The organism is Thermobifida fusca NBRC 14071 = JCM 3263, assembly GCF_001592045.1.
Taxonomy (GTDB): domain Bacteria; phylum Actinomycetota; class Actinomycetes; order Streptosporangiales; family Streptosporangiaceae; genus Thermobifida; species Thermobifida fusca.
Genome location: NZ_BCWB01000045.1, coordinates 56,409 through 72,502, shown reverse-complemented (window position 1 = coordinate 72,502; position 16,094 = coordinate 56,409). Strand labels below are relative to the sequence as shown.

The window sequence follows — 16,094 nt, the reverse complement described above, 5'->3', positions numbered from 1 at the left end:
GAGGAACCGTCCTTCGGCGGCACCGTCCCGCACCTGGAGGCGGGCCAGGGCCCCGTGCGGCCCGAACCGCTGCGGCGACCACGGGGTGACGATAATCCCGCCGTCCCGCACCTGGGTGAGCCACGCGTGCGGCACTTCCCATACCGCGCAGGTGGCGATGATCCGGTCGTAGGGGGCGAGCGCGGGGAATCCTTCAGCACCGTCGCCAACAACCACCCGGACCTCGTACCCCGCGGCGCCCAGGGTTTTGCGGGCCTGCGCGGCGACCACCGGGTCAACTTCGATGGTGGTGACCCGGTCTGCGTCCCCCACCAGTTCACACAAAAGTGCGGCGTTCCACCCGGTTCCGGTGCCGATCTCCAACACCTGCTGGCCGGGCTGCACGTCGAGCGCGTCCAGCATGGCGGCCACCACACTGGGGGCGCTCGATGAGGAGGTGGGCACGCCCATCCCCCCGACGCGTCCCTCGTCGATCTGGGTGACGACCGCGGTGTCCGCGTCGACCAGCTGCCACCACCGGTCCGGGGTCTGGGTGCGGTCCACCGGTTCGGTACCGTCCCAGATCCGGTCGGGGATGAACCGGTGGCGGGGAACCTGTTCGACCACGGTGGAGACGAGAGTTTCGGTCACCGCTGTTCTCCTGTTCCGTTGCATGCCTGACACGCCACCCAGCGCACGAGGTTCTTGCCTGGCGACGCACCGTCCTGGGTCACCCACGTACCTCCCTTGCCGTGGCAGGCCCCGCAGGGCTGTTGTCCCTTTCCGCTGCCGGGGCTGCTGTCTTTCTTTCCCCAGGTCATCCGCCCTCCTTCGGTGCCTTAGGGATGCTGTTCACCCAGTTCCCTCAGACTCCGTGCGGTCACCGCTAGGCGGGATTCGTTCTTTTCGGGGCGGCGGAAGGAGGAGTGGGGCGGCTGCACTGTGGCCGATGGGCAGTGGGATCGGGACTGGTTCTTCCGGGTATGCCGCGCCTGCTGGGCTTCTCCGCTGTGCTGTAGCTGTCTGCGATCGGTCAGCCGCGGCGCGTGTCACCGCTGGGCACGGTAGAAAATCGCGGCGCCCACGGGCAGGAAAACCACAGAGCGGGCTACGGTCGCCGCGTTCTGGACAGCACACAAGGCCACTTCCGTCGCGGCAGGCGTACGCGTCCCGTCCGCCCGCTCGGCGCCGACACGCACCGGCCAGCCGTGCAACGGCTGACCGGGGAAGTCGCTGGTCTTCTCGGGGTCTGCGGGAGGTTCCCGACGCTGGGGGTTATGCGTCGAGCAGCTTGTCCAAGTGGTCTTCGTCCAGTCCCAGGTCGACGCGGATGCGGTAGCGGATACGCAGCAGTTCGAGCAGCAGGTCGTGCATGTAGGGGGAGACGTCTTGGTGCTGGAAGCACTCCACGCCCCGGGTCGCCCAGGCGAGCGCGTTCTCCAGGTCGGAGTGGGCCATCAGGGTTTCCGTGACGTGGATATAGGTGGGGAGGTTGCGGACCCCCACCGCTTTGAGACGTTCCAGGTAGGCGTAGGCCTCGTCGACCCGGTTGAGTTCTAACAGCGCTCCAGCGAGCAGCGCGCGGGCGTCGATCATGGTCTCACCGCCGTCGTCGATCGCCCGCTGGTAGGCGCGTGCTGCCCGTTCCGCGTCCTGGGCCATCTCCCACTGTTCGCCCGCACGCACGAACAGCTCCGCCCGACAGACCTCACTGTCGGCTTCCACTCGGTTGGCCAGGTCAAGCAACTGCTCGGCGACCGCACTGTGGTCCCCTGACTGCACTGCTTGGAATTCCAACCGGTCGAGGTCGGCTGTCGTCACACGGGTCATCGCGGTCCTTCCTGCTGCTCGCGGCCCCGGTGGTTATGTGCGGGAACGTTCCAAAGCATCCCAGAAGCCTTGGCGTAACGCGTGCCTGACTTCGTCTCGGAGCAGGTAGTCGACTGGCAGCGTGGAACCCTGGAGCAGACGGGCTTCCAGGTCGGAGGGCATGCGGGGTTTACGTGCCAGCACCGCTTCAAGCCACAGTGCGGGAGCATCTCGGGCGATCGATTCGGCGAAGTCGTTGCCCTCCTTGTGGGCAATGCTGACGGCTTCTTCAATGGTACGACTGCCGGGCTGCTGGTGGCCGAGGCGTGGTGCGGGACCGGCGTGGTGCGGTACCTCGTTGTGCTGGAGGCGGGGGCCAGTAGCGGATCCGAACCCGTGGCGGGCTCGTTGAGCGCTCTGGTGTCGAGAGTCAGCTCCCGTACTGGCCCCAAAAGTAGGGTTTGCGCTGGTATTACCCCCATATCCCGGATTCTCGCCGGTGTTGCTTCCGAACCGTGGCTCAGGGGGAGCTTCCCGTGGTGGTGGTGAGGCTTCCCGTTCATAGGCGCTGCCCATGGCCGTCTGTTCTCGAGGCTGGGCTGGAGGCTGTTGCGGGGGTTGGCCCTGGCCCGGGGTGGGATAGCCCTGGTGGTGCATGGCCGGGTGCGCACCGGTAGGAGCGTTGCCGACCAGGCCCGCCATCCCGGGGTGGGCCCCCGTGGCGTGCTGGGCCGGATAGCCCCCGGTCTGGGCCTGTCGCAGGGAGGGCTGCCCGTCGGTGCGGGGTTCCATGGCGGCGGTGTCCTGGGCTACCAGGTGGTCGCCGCGCTGCTGAGCGAGGCTCTGCCGCATCGCGCGCAACTGTTCCATCGCGCTTCCCGGGACCGCCTGCTGTGCTCCTGTCGCCGCGAACACCGGGTCTAGGGCCCCCTCGGGTTCCACCCGTGACGAGCCCGGGTGGGCGGCCGCGGGCTGGCGGACCGTGGACCCGGTGGAGGGGCGCGCTTGACCGTTCGCGAGCGGACCGGACTGCCCGGAAGGAATAGTGTCGTCAGCCGACCCGGCGCCGGCCTCCAGCAGGTTGACGTGCGGCCGCAGGTGGCCCGCACCGATCTCGATCAGGTCGTCGCACTCGTGGCGGAGGGCACGCGAGACCGTCCAATTCCCTTCGATCGAAATATGGACCACGGTGACCCGGACCCCGTATTCCTGGGCCTCCGCGATCACCGGAGCCATGTCCTCGTCGCCGCAGACGAGCACGGCGTCGCAGATAGCGCGGTTGCGGGCTAGGGGGATCAGGTCTTTTTGGACGTAGTTCTCGACGCCTTCCCTCCGGCCTGGGCGGATGCGGGCGGCACGGAACTTCACACCGGGGATTTCCGCGATACCTTCCTGCTCTTGGGAGCGGCGGCTGTCAGTCACCGCCTCATACCAGTAGCAGCGAAGCGGTGGGAGTCCCGTGCGGTCGCGGGCGACCTCGTTGAGGAGCTGCACGAGTGCCGCATAGTCCCATGACACCGAGTCGCGGTCGCGTGTTCCGTGCACCGCCATCGCGCCCTCGGCCAGGAGGTAGCCGGCGTCGACGAACAGCGCGCAGCGATCCACGTGACACCGTCCCTTCCTTGGTTTTTGTGGCTTCGGACGCGTAAGCGCGACCGAACTGGTCCAAACATCGGTTTATGCCGGATAGGGACCAGGGCAAAGCCTAGCCAAGTCTGGGTGCGTTGTGTGGCGACTCTGGATCCTAGGCTTGGCTGCTCTCCGGCCACACCTGGGTGACCAGCACTGTCAACGCATCGACGAGCGGCATATCGGTGATGTGGCAGACCGGCCACGACCGCAGCTCTGCCAGGCGGGCGGGGTGGGCGTAGGCGTCCCCGGTCCGCAGGTAGCCGCACGGCGCGTCCGGCCAGTCCGCGGTCATGGGCAGCGGTTCGGTGAAGAAGTCGGGCGGCCGCACCGGCGGATCCTCGTGCTGCTGCGCGGCGGCGAGCTCGGCCCGGGTCGGGGTGCCGGACTGCGGGAGCAGCGCGTCGACCAAGAGGTATCCGGCGACCTGGCGGTGCGCGGCGCGCTGGGCGGCAGCGACTGCGGGCACCAGAGGTCCGGCCGCACCGGCTGCGACGAGCAGCAGGGGCCGCTGCGGGGCGGCGGCTGCGACCTCCAGTGCAGCGCGGGCGACGTAGCGGGCGGCGTACGGGGGCCGGTCGTCGTCGGTGACCGTGACGGCCACGGTCTCGACTCCGCGGTCGGCCAGGTCGTCGGGCAGGCTCCCCCAGTCTGCGACCGTGCCCAGCGGGCTGTGCAGGAGCACCACGCAGAACTGTGCTAGCGCGGTCACTGCGCGGGCCGTGTGGACTCGGTGACCCAATCGAGGTACTCGGGGTTGCCGCCCTCGATGGGGACCGCGATGATCTCGGGGACTTCGTAAGAGTGCCGGTCGATGAGGAGTTCGGTCAGCTCCGCCAGCCGGTCGTCCGCGGTTTTGAACACGACCCGCCACTCTTCATCGGCCTGGATGCTGCCCTGCCAGTGGTAGACGCTGGTGATGGGGCCGCTGATCTGAGCGCACGCCGCCAGACGGGCCTCGACCGCGGCGTCGGCCAGCCTCCGGGCTTCCTCACTGCTTCCTGCGGTGATCTCCACCCGCACATGACCAACAGCACTGTCGACGTGCGTCATACGCGCTCCCTTGGCTGCCTGGCGGTGTCCGGGACGCTCTAGGCTCTTCACCCATGAGCGACCGCGACGATCTTCTCCGACAGATCAACGATAAGGCCGTTGTCCGCGGCAGGGTGATCCTCTCCTCCGGAGCCGAGGCGGACTACTACGTGGACCTGCGGAAAATCACCCTGGACGGGCAGAGCGCACCGCTGGTGGGACGCGTGATGCTGGACTTGACCGCCGACCTGGACTACGAGGCGGTGGGCGGATTGACCCTGGGTGCGGACCCGGTGGCCACAGCCATGATGCACGCGGCAGCGGCGCAAGGGCGGCGCCTGGACGCGTTCGTGGTGCGCAAGGAGAGCAAGACGCACGGCTTGCAGCGCCGGATCGAAGGCCCCGACGTCCGCGGCCGTCGCGTCCTCGCGGTGGAAGACACGTCAACCACCGGGGGGTCGGTGCTGACCGCAGTCTCCGCGCTGCGCGAAGCCGGTGCTGACGTCGTGGGCGTGGCCGTGATTGTGGACCGGGGCGCCCGGGACCGGATCGTCAGTGAAGGGCTGACCTATCGGGCCGCCTACACACTCGACGATCTGGAAATCTGAAGGCCCGCCGTGCCCTGCCGGGCCGGCGGGGCCTACTCAGATTCAGACTCGGATTCAACAGTGAAGGTGTATCCAGGTTCCTCGTTGCTGACGTCCTTCGGTTCTCCGTTGACGTACACCTCGACTGCGGAGGGGTCTCCCAAGGTCACGTCCATTCGGGGTTTGTCATAGGAGACGTACTCGCCCTGGGTCATGGTCGTGTCGATGAGTACTTCCCCGCCAGGGACCCGGACGAGAACGTCGCTGGACTCCCCAACGACCCGGATGTACAGCGCCTTCTGCTTCTCTGTCGCGGAAGCATCGAGCTGCTGCGGGGCGGAGAGGGAGCCGCCGGATTCGTTGGGCACCAAGACTTCGCTGTTGCCCGGAAGAGAGCGGTAGAAGAAATATCCGCCCAACACGACGAGGATGACCAGTAGCGCGATCGCTCCGGCGATCGCCAATGCCTGGCCTATACCTCTCGGATCACTGCGGTGTCGTCCCACGGTGCTGAATGTAGCGCGAATCACCCATAACAATCGACAGGGAGGTGCTTCTTCCTTCCTGCCTGGTGGGATGTTGGGTGTGGGGGTAGTGCTACCGCTGAGCGTACCAACACTCTCCGCATCGGTTCGGCTCGCTGTTGCGCAAGAAGGACGTTACCGGCATTGTGGTCTAGACCTTTAGACCCTCGCGGCGGACACACCCGCCGGAGCACCATGTCGGTGACCGTCGGAAAACCGTCATGGAAAAATCAAGGTGGCGGAACTTCTTGACCGAGAGTGTTCCGGCACCACTCCAGGCCAATCAGGGGAGTCAACACTATGCCTATCGCAACGCCTGAGGTCTACGCAGAGATGCTGGGCCGCGCGAAGTCTGAGGGCTTCGCCTACCCGGCTATCAACGTCACGTCCAGCCAGACCCTGCACGCGGCCCTGCGCGGTTTCGCCGAGGCTGAAAGCGACGGCATCGTGCAGATCTCCACCGGCGGCGCCGAGTTCCTGTCCGGTACCACCATCAAGGACATGGTCACCGGTGCGGTGGCTTTCGCCGAGTACGCCCGGGTCGTCGCCGAGAAGTACCCGGTGAACATCGCGCTGCACACCGACCACTGCCCCAAGGAGAAGCTCGACACCTTCGTGCGTCCGCTGCTGGCGATCTCCAAGGAGCGTGTCGCCAAGGGGCAGGAGCCGCTATTCCAGTCCCACATGTGGGACGGCTCCGCCGTGGAGCTCGAGGAGAACCTGCAGATCGCCGAGGAGCTGCTGAAGGAGTCCAAGGAGGCCCGCACCATCCTCGAGATCGAGGTCGGCGTGGTCGGCGGTGAAGAGGACGGCATCGTCGGCGAGATCAACGAGAAGCTGTACACCACCCCGGAAGACGGCCTGCGCACCGCTGAAGTGCTCGGCCTCGGCGAGAAGGGCTACTACATCGCCGCCCTGACCTTCGGTAACGTGCACGGCGTGTACAAGCCGGGCCACGTGAAGCTGCGCCCCTCCGTGCTCAAGGAGATCCAGGACGTGGTGGGCGCCAAGTACGGCAAGGAGAAGCCGTTCGACCTGGTCTTCCACGGCGGCTCGGGCTCCAGCCTCGAGGAGATCCACGAGGCGATCTCCTACGGTGTCGTGAAGATGAACATCGACACCGACACCCAGTACGCCTTCACCCGGCCCATCGTCGACCACATCATGAAGAACTACGACGGTGTGCTGAAGGTCGACGGCGACGTCGGCAACAAGAAGGCCTACGACCCGCGCTCCTACGGAAAGGCCGCCGAAGCCGGCATGGCCGCCCGGGTCGTCGAGGCTGCCCAGCAGCTCAAGTCCGCTGGCAAGAAGCTCAAGTAAGCGACAGCCAAGCGGCGTTCTACGCTCCTTGGGCCCCCGGTTTTCCCGGGGGCCCAAGTGTTCATACCGGTCATCCCCGCACCACCCTGGCAGGATGGGAGGTATGGAGCTGCATCAGAACCTGTTGGGCGACCCGCCGCCCACCAAGCTGCCCGACCTGCCTGAAGCGCGCGAAGCCCTGGCTTCGGGCACCGACCCGGCCGAGGTCGCGGCGCGTTTCCCCGCGTATTCGGCTGCCTGGGCCGCACTCGCCGAACGCGCCTACAACGCGGGGGACGACATCGCCGCCTACGCCTACGCGCGCACCGGCTACCACCGGGGCCTGGACCAGTTGCGCCGCAACGGGTGGAAGGGGCACGGCCCGATTCCGTGGGAGCACGAGCCCAACCGCGGTTTCCTGCGTTCGCTGTACTACCTTGGCAAAGCGGCCGAAGCGATCGAGGAGGCCGACGAAGCGCAGCGGTGCGCCGCATTCCTGCGGGAGAGCAGCGAGACCGCGGCCCGGGAACTCGAGGGCTGACCGCTGGGTGGGCACCCCTCCCACTGGGCACGACGGCCGCTTCGGCCCTCAACCGGCAGGAGTCGGTCATGTAACCTCGTTGTGCAAGAGCCCCTGCCGCTTCTTGCGCCAGGGGCTTCGGCACGTTCGGGACAGATTGTGGTCCAGATTTCGAGGAATGAAGAGGTAGACGGCGATGCCGGCGATCGCGCTCGTTGGGGCTCAGTGGGGTGATGAGGGGAAGGGGAAGGCAACCGACCTTGTCGGTGACCGCGTCGATTACGTGGTCCGTTACCAGGGCGGCAACAACGCGGGGCACACGGTCGTCATCGGCGACCAGGAGTACGCCCTGCACCTTCTGCCGTCGGGCATCCTCACCCCCGGTGTCATTCCGGTGATCGCCAATGGCGTGGTCATCGACCCGGCGGTGCTGTTCGAAGAGCTCGACGCGCTCACCGCGCGCGGCGTCGACGTGTCACGCCTGCTGATCTCCGCCAACGCGCACCTGATCATGCCCTACCACCGGGCTCTGGACAAGGTCAGCGAACGCTTCTTGGGCAAGGGCCGGATCGGGACCACCGGTCGCGGCATCGGCCCGACCTACGCTGACAAGACCGCCCGTGCCGGGGTGCGGGTCCAGGACATGTTCGACCCCAAGATCCTGCGTAAGAAGCTGGAGCTGGCGCTCAACGACAAGAACCAGATCCTCACCAAGGTGTACAACCGGCGCGCCCTGGAAGTGGATCGGATCCTCGACGAATACTTGGGCTACGCCGAGAAGATCCGGCCTTACGTGGTGGACACTTCCCTGGTGTTGAACCGGGCGCTCGACGAAGGCAAGACCGTGTTCTTGGAGGGGTCGCAGGGCACCCTGCTGGACATCGACCACGGCACTTACCCTTTCGTCACCTCCTCGTCTCCTACCGCGGGCGGCGCCTGCTCGGGGTCCGGGATCGGCCCCACCCGTATCACCAAGGTCATCGGCATCCTCAAGGCCTACACCACCCGGGTCGGTTCGGGACCGTTCCCCACCGAGCTGGAAGACGAGTGGGGGGAGTGGCTGCGCTCCCGGGGCCACGAGTACGGCACTACCACGGGCCGCAACCGCCGCTGCGGCTGGTTCGACGCGCCGATCGCCCGCTACGCCACCCGGATCAACGGCATCACCGACTTCTTCCTCACCAAGCTGGACGTGCTGTCCGGGCTGGAGCGCATCCCGGTCTGTGTCGCCTACGACATCGACGGGGTGCGGCACGACGAGATCCCCATGACCCAGACGGAGTTCCACCACGCCACACCGATCTACGAGTACTTGGACGGCTGGAACGAGGACATCAGCCAGGCGCGCTCCTTCGACGACCTGCCGAAGAACGCGCAGGCGTATGTGCGGGCGATCGAGGAGATGTCCGGGGCGCCGATTTCAGCGATCGGTGTCGGCCCGGGCCGGGAGCAGACCCTGGAGCTGCGTCCTCTCGTGTAGCCGTCTGCCGTGGGACGGGTGCGGCGCCCGTTCCACGGAGCGGTGCAGGGCCGTAAAACCCTGTGCACAACTGTGCCGTTGCCCCTGTCCTCCCATCGAAACCTATTAGGGTCCATTGCTGTGAAAGCCCTCGTGATCGGCGGCGGAGGCCGCGAACATGCGCTGGTACGCGCGCTGTCCCTCGACCCCGGCGTGACCAGCCTGCACTGTGCCCCCGGCAACGCTGGAACCGCTGAACTGGCGGAGAACCACGTCATCAACATCACTGACGGCCTGGCGGTCACTGAGCTCGCCGCGCGGATCGGCGCGGAACTGGTGGTCATCGGCCCGGAAGCCCCGCTGGTTGCCGGTGTCGCCGACGAACTGCGGCGACGCGGTATCCCCGTGTTCGGCCCGGACCAGGCGGCGGCGCGGATCGAAGGATCCAAAGCGTTCGCTAAAGAGGTCATGGCCGCGGCGGGCGTCCCCACGGCGGAGGCACGGGTCTGCCGCTCCGCCTCCCAGGTCTCCCAGGCCTTGGACTTGTTCGGCCCGCCCTACGTGGTGAAGGACGACGGACTGGCCGCGGGCAAGGGCGTGGTGGTCACCGAGGACCGGGCGGTGGCGGAACGGCACGCCCAGGCGTGCGGGCGGGTCGTCATTGAGGAGTACTTGGACGGCCCCGAGGTGTCGCTTTTCGCGCTGAGCGACGGCCGCAACGCCGTGCCGCTGCTTCCCGCGCAGGACTTCAAACGCGCCTACGACGGCGACCAGGGCCCCAACACCGGCGGTATGGGAGCGTACGCGCCGCTGCCGTGGGCGCCGTCCGACCTGGTGGACGAGGTCATGGAGACCGTGGTGCGGCCCACGATCGCGGAGCTCGCCCGGCGCGGCACCCCCTACCAGGGGCTCTTGTACGCGGGGCTGGCGCTCACCTCGCGCGGAGTCCGGGTGGTGGAGTTCAACGCTCGCTTCGGCGACCCGGAGACCCAAGTGGTGCTGGACCGCCTGGCTACGCCGCTGGGGGCGCTGCTGCAGGCCACCGACACCGGGAACCTGGGCGGGGTGACCTCGCTGGAGTGGCGTCCGGGGGCTGCTGTCACCGTGGTGATCGCCGCGGAAGGCTACCCGGAGGACCCGGTGAAGGGCGACCTGATCAGCGGCCTGGCGGAGGCCAACGCCGTGGAAGGCGCCTACGTGCTCCACGCGGGCACCGCGGGGACCGGCATCAACGATGTGAAGGCCAACGGCGGCCGGGTGCTGAGCGTGGTGGGCTCGGGCGCCGACTTGGCGGAGGCGCGGCAGCGCGCCTACGAAGCGGCGAGCCGGATTAAGCTGCGCGGCTCGTTCTACCGCACGGACATCGCGGAGAAAGCGGTGCTCGGCCAGGTCTCCTGGGAGCGGCCCGCCCAGTAGGCCCGGAGGCGCGCTCGGCTCGGATGCGGGGCGGCTGCCTGCCGGTCTCGGGGGTGCCACGGTGCACTCCGGGATGCTGTCGGGCGGGTCGCCCCGGGCAGTCTGGGCCTTCCTCGGGTTGGTGCGCGGGAACGGTCGGGTGCCCGGGGCAGCGGACTGGTCTGACAAGGCGGGCAGAGCGCTCGGATCACTGTACGGAATACGCGGTGTCCCGGGCGGGGCGTGGTCCCGAGCGTGCCGAGTGCGTCGCTGTCTGAACGGTTTTCCTGCGCCCTGAGACAATGGGAGGGTGATCGAGCGCTACACCCTTCCGGAAATGGGCCGCATCTTCAGCGACGCCCACAAGTACGAACTCTGGTGCCAGGTGGAAACCCTGGTGATGGAAGCCCATGCGGCGGCCGGGACGATTCCCGCCGACGCGGTGGAGCCGGTCCGCCAGGCTCCTCCGCCGACACCGGAGCAGGTGGCCGAGATCGAAGCGGTGACCCAGCACGACGTCATCGCGTTCCTCACCGCGTGGGCCGACAACACGACGCCTCGCGAGGCGGCCAAGTGGGTGCACTTCGGCATGACCTCGTCCGACCTGCTGGACACGGCGCTGGCAAAGCAGCTGGTGGAGGCCACCGACGTTCTGCTGGCCAAGGCGGACGAACTGGTGGCGGTGCTGCGCGACCACGCTCTGGAGCACCGGGGGACGCTGCGGGTGGGCCGGACGCACGGCATCCACGCCGAACCTGACGTGTGGGGCCACCGGGTGGCGGACTTCGCGTTCGCTATGGCGCGGTCCCGGGACCGGCTGCGCCGCGCCCGCGAGGCTGTGGGTGTGATGGCGATCTCCGGTCCGGTGGGCACCTATTCGAACATCGACCCGGCGGTGGAGGACTACGTCGCCGAGAAGCTGGGGCTGCGCCCTGCAGACGTGTCCACCCAGGTGGTGCTGCGCGACGGGATCGCCGAGTGGGTCAGCACGCTGGCGGTCATCGCCACGGTGTGCGAAGCGATCGCGCTGGAGATCCGGCACGGCCAGCGCACCGAGGTGCGGGAGCTGTGGGAGCCGTTCGGCAAGGGGCAGAAGGGCTCCAGCGCTATGCCGCACAAGAAGAACCCGATCCTCTCGGAGCGCATCTGCGGTCTGGCGCGGATCGTGCGCGCCCAGATCGTGCCGGTCATGGAGGGGATCCCGCTGTGGCATGAGCGGGACATCTCGCACTCTTCCACCGAGCGGATCGCGCTGCCGGACGCGGCTATCGCCACGGACTACCTGCTCCATTTGACGACTCGGCTGATGCGGGGACTGGTGGTGGACGCCGAGCGGATGCGGCAGAACCTGGAGTCCACCAACGGCTTGATCTACTCCTCCACGGTGGTCTCCGAGCTGATCGAGACGGGCATGTCCCGGGAGGACGTCTACGCGCTGGTGCAGGCGGCGGCGATGCGCACGTGGGAGACGGGTGTGGCGTTCCGACAGACCCTGCGGGAGCAGGCCGCTGAGCACGGTGTGGAGCTGGACGAAGCCCGGTTGGACGAGGTGTGCCGCCCGGAGCGGTTTGTCAGCCGCCTGGACCGGGTGTTTGACCGGTTGAAGAACCTGAGCTGAGTCGTTTCCCGTCCGGTTCGTGCTGTCGGCGGTGGGCCGCCGGCAGCACGTTCCCACGCAGATCGGAAAGCCACCATGAGCGGTTTTGTCGACAAGCCGGTGCCTGTCGAGGTGCCGGGCCTCACCCACCTGCACACCGGCAAGGTGCGGGACCTGTATGCCACCGAGTCGGGAGAGCTGGTCATGGTGGCCAGTGATCGCGTCTCGGCTTTCGACTGGGTCCTTCCCACAGAGATTCCGGACAAGGGGCGGCTGCTTACTCAGTTGTCGCTGTGGTGGTTCGACCAGTTGTCCGACATCATCGACAACCATGTGATATCGGACACACCTCCTCCGGGTGCTCCGGACGACTGGGCGGGCCGCACTCTCGTCTGCCGCCGGCTCGACATGGTGCCGGTGGAGTGCGTGGCCCGCGGCTATCTGACGGGGTCCGGGCTGGCCGAGTACACCGCCACGGGCGCGGTGTGCGGGGTTCGGCTGCCGGAAGGGCTGGTGGACGGGTCCCGGCTCGATCCGCCGATCTTCACCCCGGCGACCAAGGCCGAGGTGGGGGAGCATGACGAGAACGTCTCGCTGGAGACCGTGGCGGAGCGGCACGGTCCAGCGTTGGCGGAGCGCCTGCGGGAGGTGACGCTGGCGCTGTACGAGCGGGGCCGGGAGATTGCGGAGGAGCGCGGCATCCTGCTCGCCGACACCAAATTCGAGTTCGGGTGGGACTCCGACGGTTCGCTGGTCCTTGCGGACGAAGTGCTCACTCCGGATTCTTCGCGGTTCTGGCCGAAGGAGGAATGGCGCCCGGGCCGGCCGCAGCCGTCATTCGACAAGCAGATCATCCGGGACTGGCTGTCATCTGCGGAATCGGGGTGGGATCGTACCTCAGAGACGCCTCCTCCTCCACTGCCGGACACTGTGGTGGAACACACCCGCGCCCGATACATCGAAGTATTTGAGCGGCTGACGGGACAGACCGCCGATTTTGTCGGGATTTCACGGAGTTGACGCAGGTGGGGCGCGCTTGTGTGGTTAATCGCGCAACGCCGCCCCACTGAGGTTGTGCCCGTTTCGCACCGGTGCGACGTAAAGTGGTGCACGGCGCCCAAGCACCCTGAACAGGTGCAAAGTTTCTGACGCGGCGTCAGGAAACCTGCAGAGTAACTCACAACCAGAAATCGGCCACAGGTGGTGTGACCATGCCGTTAAGCCTGTGATCACCGTAGTGTTCGCGGCCAGGAGAGTGCGCTGCTCTCTGTCATACCGCGGAAAACGGCTGAGATCTGCCCGCTTTCTTGCCGGAACTTGCCGCGTACTTTCCTCATCAGATATCTCGGACTAGGTCACACCGAGAAGACCACCCTTGAATTTTCTGCCTCACGAAGGAGCCAAGGAGCATGGGCCAGGAGGTTCGCTACCGCGTCCGCGGCGGTCATGCCTTGCACGGAACCGCGTTCATCCAAGGTGCGAAAAACGCTGTCTTGCCGATGATCGGAGCGGCCCTGCTCGCATCCAAGGGCAGGACCGTTCTGCGGAACGTCCCCGTGATCGAAGATGTCCGTCGCGCTTTGGAGCTCGCCGAGTACGTGGGGGCCAAAGTCGAGTTCCACGAAGCGGAGCGGACCATCGTCATTGATGCCACCGGGCTGAACGATCCCAACCGGGCGGTGCTGCCCGCCTCCATCGCCTCCCGCTTCCGCGGCTCCGTGCTGTTCATCCCCGCGCTCATGCACCGTATGGGCCGCGCCCGGATCGAGGGGGTGGGCGGATGCAACCTCGGCAGCCGCAACCTTGACTTCCACTACCGGGGTTTTGCGCGGCTGGGCGCCGAGGTCACCGAGGACCCGGAGCGCAAGCACATCAACGTGAAGGCGGACAATCTCAAGGGCGGACGCCTCTACCTGGACACCCCGTCGCACACGGGAACCGAGAACCTGATCATGGCCGCGGCCCTCACCCCGGGCACCACGGTGATCGAGCACGCGGCCCTCGAGCCCGAAGTGCTGGACGTCATCGAGTTCTTGGGCAGCATGGGCGCCAAGATCAGCGGCGGCGGCACCGGGTTCATCAAGGTCGAAGGCGTCTCCGAGCTCACCGCGGTGGAGCACACGGTGATGCCGGACCGTATCGACACGGGTGTGTTCGCGATGATGACGGCCGCGACCGGCGGTGACGTGAGCCTCGTCGGCGCGAACCTGGACCACCTGGGCGTGGCCCGCTGGAAACTGGAGCAGATGGGCGTCCAGTTCACCCAGCAGGGCGCTGTACTGCGGGTACGCCGCGACCCGAACGTCCCGCTGCGGCCTATCAACGCCGTCACTTCGCCCTTCCCCGGTTTCGCCACGGACCTGCAGCCTCCGCTGATGGCGTTGGCCACCCTGGCCGAGGGGGAGAGCTACATCCGCGAGGCCATCTTCGACGGCCGGTTCGCCCTCGCCGACGAGCTGAACAAGATGGGCGCCAAGATCGAGGTCGAGGGTAACCGGGCGATCGTGCACGGTCCCAGCGAACTGCACAGCACCAAGGTCACCGCCCACGACCTGCGCTGCGGTGCAGGGGCGATCATGGCGGGCCTGGTCGCCAAAGGCGAGACGATCGTGAGCCCCGCCTACCAAGTGGACCGCGGCCATTCCCACTTCGCGACCCGCTTGTCGGCTCTGGGCGCCGATGTTGTCAGGGAAGAAGTCTCCTAGTCCGAAAAGTCGGATTCGCTGCGGGCGGGAAGAACGTCTTCCCGCCCGCGTATTTTGACGTTCTGGAGAAAACGATCTTCACTGGCTTTCAACAATGGGTACGATCGCGGCAATGCTGCGATGGAAAGAACATGGGTCGGGACCGGTGGGCGCACAAAGTACAAGGCGTGAGACGGTAGCGGGGAGCAACCCGAGGTGAGTGCGCAGCGTACTGGCGATTTGACGATCGGTGTCATCGGGCCGCACGAGGTTGTCGAGCGAGTCATGTTGATGGGCCCGGGATCGACCGGCCCTTTGAACGCCAGACTCATTGCGGCTGCCTATCGGGACGAGCAGGAGGCCGCCGAGAAGGTACTCCGCCTAGGGTCGGCTATCGACGCATACCTGTTTGCGAGCCCTGTGCCCTACGAGTTCGCCCGGAAAGCCGGTGTGCTCACGATGCCGGCAACCTACGTCCCGCTCAACGGCGCGAGCCTGCACGAAGCGCTGCTCCGCGCCACCCTCGACGAGCGGTTCGACCCCACTCGGGCGAGTTTAGACGTCCTCAGCCGCGCGGACGTGGTTGAGGCGTACTCCGAAGTGGACCTTCCGGTTGACGGGCTCCACGTGCACGAGGAGCTGGCAGGGACGGCGGCGCTCACGGCCTTCCACGAAGGCCTGTGGCGGCGCAAGATCACCAAGATGGCCATCACCTGTGTGCGGGGTGTCGCGGAACGGCTGGACGCCATCGGCGTGCCGAATCTGCGGCTGCGTCCGACCACGGCGGGGGTGCGGAGCGCGCTGCAGACCGCGGGTCTGCTGGGCGCCCACCACCGCTTGGAGGAGGCCCAGCTCGGCGTGGTGATCGTGGATGTGCCCACACTGCGGGATTCCAGCCGCCGGTCCACTCCGCGCTACTGGCGGGAGGAGCTGCGGCTGTCGCTGTACCGGCTCCTCACGCAGGAGGCGCATCGGATGAACGCTACCGCGCATCAGATCGACGACCACACCTTCATGATCACCGCGACGCGGGGATCGCTGGTGGCCGCCACCGAAGGCTTCCGCAAGCCGCCGTTCGTGGAGCGGGCCAAGGCGGAACTGGGAATCACCATCGAAGTCGGTATCGGCATGGGTCGCACCACCCAGGACGCGGAGACGCACGCGCGGGCGGCGCTGACCCGCTCCCAGGCCACGACCCGGCAGAGCTTCGCGGTGGACCGGGAGGGCCGCTCTCTGGTGCCCGCGCAGCGAGCCCCGCAGCGCCAGCAGAGCGAGCCGCTGCGGACCAAGGGCCGGGAGACCCTGGCTCGGCTGGCGGAGAAGATCGCCGAAGAGAACGCTCCGCTGGTGGTGGACGCGGAGACCGCGGGCCGCATGCTGGGGGTGACCCCGCGTACTGCCAGGCGGCTGCTGCGCACCCTGGTGGAGGAGGGCTTGGCCTGGCCGCTTCCCCCCAATCGCACCCTGCAGCCGGGACGGCCCCGCCAGTTGTACCGGCTCATTGTGGAGAAGCTGGACCGGGACAGGGCAGACAACAGGTAGCCGCCGGACGGCCGTCAGCTCCGGCGGCTGGCCTG

Annotated in this window: 15 protein-coding genes; 9 read left to right on the top strand and 6 right to left on the bottom strand. The window is 67.3% G+C overall.

Annotated features, from left to right (window positions below):
- The 5 genes from TF1_RS12145 to cutA form a co-directional block, all read right to left on the bottom strand.
- Positions 1-630, bottom strand: a 630-nt coding sequence (locus tag TF1_RS12145; RefSeq protein WP_255266177.1) for a methyltransferase domain-containing protein, incomplete at its 3' end; no start/stop codon positions are given.
- A 624-nt stretch (positions 631-1,254) separates the two neighbouring features.
- The gene (locus TF1_RS12140; protein ID WP_061783906.1) at positions 1,255-1,809 is read right to left on the bottom strand and encodes a tetratricopeptide repeat protein; all 555 of its coding nucleotides are present in this window, start codon (positions 1,807-1,809) and stop codon (positions 1,255-1,257) included.
- 33 nt (positions 1,810-1,842) lie between these two features.
- Positions 1,843-3,393 carry an NYN domain-containing protein gene (locus TF1_RS12135; RefSeq protein ID WP_061783905.1) on the bottom strand — a complete coding sequence of 517 codons (1,551 nt, stop codon included), beginning with the start codon at positions 3,391-3,393 and terminating at the stop codon, positions 1,843-1,845.
- A gap of 139 nt (positions 3,394-3,532) precedes the next feature.
- Positions 3,533-4,129 (bottom strand): hypothetical protein, encoded by a 597-nt coding sequence (locus TF1_RS12130; RefSeq protein ID WP_049754994.1) that lies wholly within the window; start codon positions 4,127-4,129, stop codon positions 3,533-3,535.
- Positions 4,126-4,470, bottom strand: coding sequence for a divalent-cation tolerance protein CutA (cutA, locus tag TF1_RS12125; protein WP_016189414.1), 345 nt, complete (start codon positions 4,468-4,470; stop codon positions 4,126-4,128). The genes TF1_RS12130 and cutA overlap by 4 nt, the downstream gene beginning before the upstream one ends.
- Before the next feature lie 53 nt (positions 4,471-4,523).
- On the opposite strand from cutA, the gene pyrE reads away from it, so the two are divergent.
- Complete coding sequence (gene pyrE, locus TF1_RS12120) at positions 4,524-5,057, top strand: orotate phosphoribosyltransferase (protein WP_011293425.1); 534 nt, start codon at positions 4,524-4,526, stop codon at positions 5,055-5,057.
- Positions 5,058-5,089: 32 nt separating this feature from the next.
- Here pyrE and TF1_RS12115 read toward each other — a convergent pair whose 3' ends face one another.
- A complete protein-coding gene (locus TF1_RS12115) occupies positions 5,090-5,500 on the bottom strand; it encodes a DUF4115 domain-containing protein (protein WP_011293426.1) in 411 nt (136 codons plus the stop codon).
- A gap of 360 nt (positions 5,501-5,860) precedes the next feature.
- On the opposite strand from TF1_RS12115, the gene fbaA reads away from it, so the two are divergent.
- The 8 genes from fbaA (at position 5,861) to TF1_RS12075 (ending at position 16,059) form a co-directional block, all read left to right on the top strand.
- Positions 5,861-6,883 (top strand): class II fructose-bisphosphate aldolase, encoded by a 1,023-nt coding sequence (fbaA, locus tag TF1_RS12110; RefSeq protein ID WP_011293427.1) that lies wholly within the window; start codon positions 5,861-5,863, stop codon positions 6,881-6,883.
- Between the two features lie 103 nt (positions 6,884-6,986).
- Entirely contained in the window at positions 6,987-7,403 is a 417-nt protein-coding gene (locus tag TF1_RS12105; RefSeq protein WP_011293428.1) for a DUF3151 domain-containing protein, read from the top strand.
- Between the two features lie 175 nt (positions 7,404-7,578).
- The gene (locus TF1_RS12100; protein ID WP_011293429.1) at positions 7,579-8,862 is read left to right on the top strand and encodes an adenylosuccinate synthase; all 1,284 of its coding nucleotides are present in this window, start codon (positions 7,579-7,581) and stop codon (positions 8,860-8,862) included.
- A gap of 120 nt (positions 8,863-8,982) precedes the next feature.
- Positions 8,983-10,257, top strand: coding sequence for a phosphoribosylamine--glycine ligase (purD, locus tag TF1_RS12095; protein WP_011293430.1), 1,275 nt, complete (start codon positions 8,983-8,985; stop codon positions 10,255-10,257).
- Between the two features lie 289 nt (positions 10,258-10,546).
- Complete coding sequence (gene purB, locus TF1_RS12090; protein ID WP_011293431.1) at positions 10,547-11,854, top strand: adenylosuccinate lyase; 1,308 nt, start codon at positions 10,547-10,549, stop codon at positions 11,852-11,854.
- 75 nt (positions 11,855-11,929) lie between these two features.
- Complete coding sequence (locus tag TF1_RS12085) at positions 11,930-12,853, top strand: phosphoribosylaminoimidazolesuccinocarboxamide synthase (RefSeq protein WP_011293432.1); 924 nt, start codon at positions 11,930-11,932, stop codon at positions 12,851-12,853.
- 389 nt (positions 12,854-13,242) lie between these two features.
- The gene (murA, locus tag TF1_RS12080; protein WP_061783904.1) at positions 13,243-14,538 is read left to right on the top strand and encodes a UDP-N-acetylglucosamine 1-carboxyvinyltransferase; all 1,296 of its coding nucleotides are present in this window, start codon (positions 13,243-13,245) and stop codon (positions 14,536-14,538) included.
- Positions 14,539-14,802: 264 nt separating this feature from the next.
- Complete coding sequence (locus tag TF1_RS12075) at positions 14,803-16,059, top strand: hypothetical protein (protein WP_049755095.1); 1,257 nt, start codon at positions 14,803-14,805, stop codon at positions 16,057-16,059.
- Positions 16,060-16,094 lie beyond the last annotated feature (35 nt).

Bases quoted from the DNA above. Each gene is read 5' to 3' on its own strand.
- cutA (WP_016189414.1), bottom strand. From the start codon at position 4,470: ATGACGCACGTCGACAGTGCTGTTGGTCATGTGCGGGTGGAGATCACC.
- TF1_RS12085 (WP_011293432.1), top strand. From the start codon at position 11,930: ATGAGCGGTTTTGTCGACAAGCCGGTGCCTGTCGAGGTGCCGGGCCTC.
- pyrE (WP_011293425.1), top strand. From the start codon at position 4,524: ATGAGCGACCGCGACGATCTTCTCCGACAGATCAACGATAAGGCCGTT.
- TF1_RS12140 (WP_061783906.1), bottom strand. From the start codon at position 1,809: ATGACCCGTGTGACGACAGCCGACCTCGACCGGTTGGAATTCCAAGCA.
- TF1_RS12075 (WP_049755095.1), top strand. From the start codon at position 14,803: ATGTTGATGGGCCCGGGATCGACCGGCCCTTTGAACGCCAGACTCATT.
- TF1_RS12105 (WP_011293428.1), top strand. From the start codon at position 6,987: ATGGAGCTGCATCAGAACCTGTTGGGCGACCCGCCGCCCACCAAGCTG.
- TF1_RS12100 (WP_011293429.1), top strand. From the start codon at position 7,579: ATGCCGGCGATCGCGCTCGTTGGGGCTCAGTGGGGTGATGAGGGGAAG.
- fbaA (WP_011293427.1), top strand. From the start codon at position 5,861: ATGCCTATCGCAACGCCTGAGGTCTACGCAGAGATGCTGGGCCGCGCG.
- murA (WP_061783904.1), top strand. From the start codon at position 13,243: ATGGGCCAGGAGGTTCGCTACCGCGTCCGCGGCGGTCATGCCTTGCAC.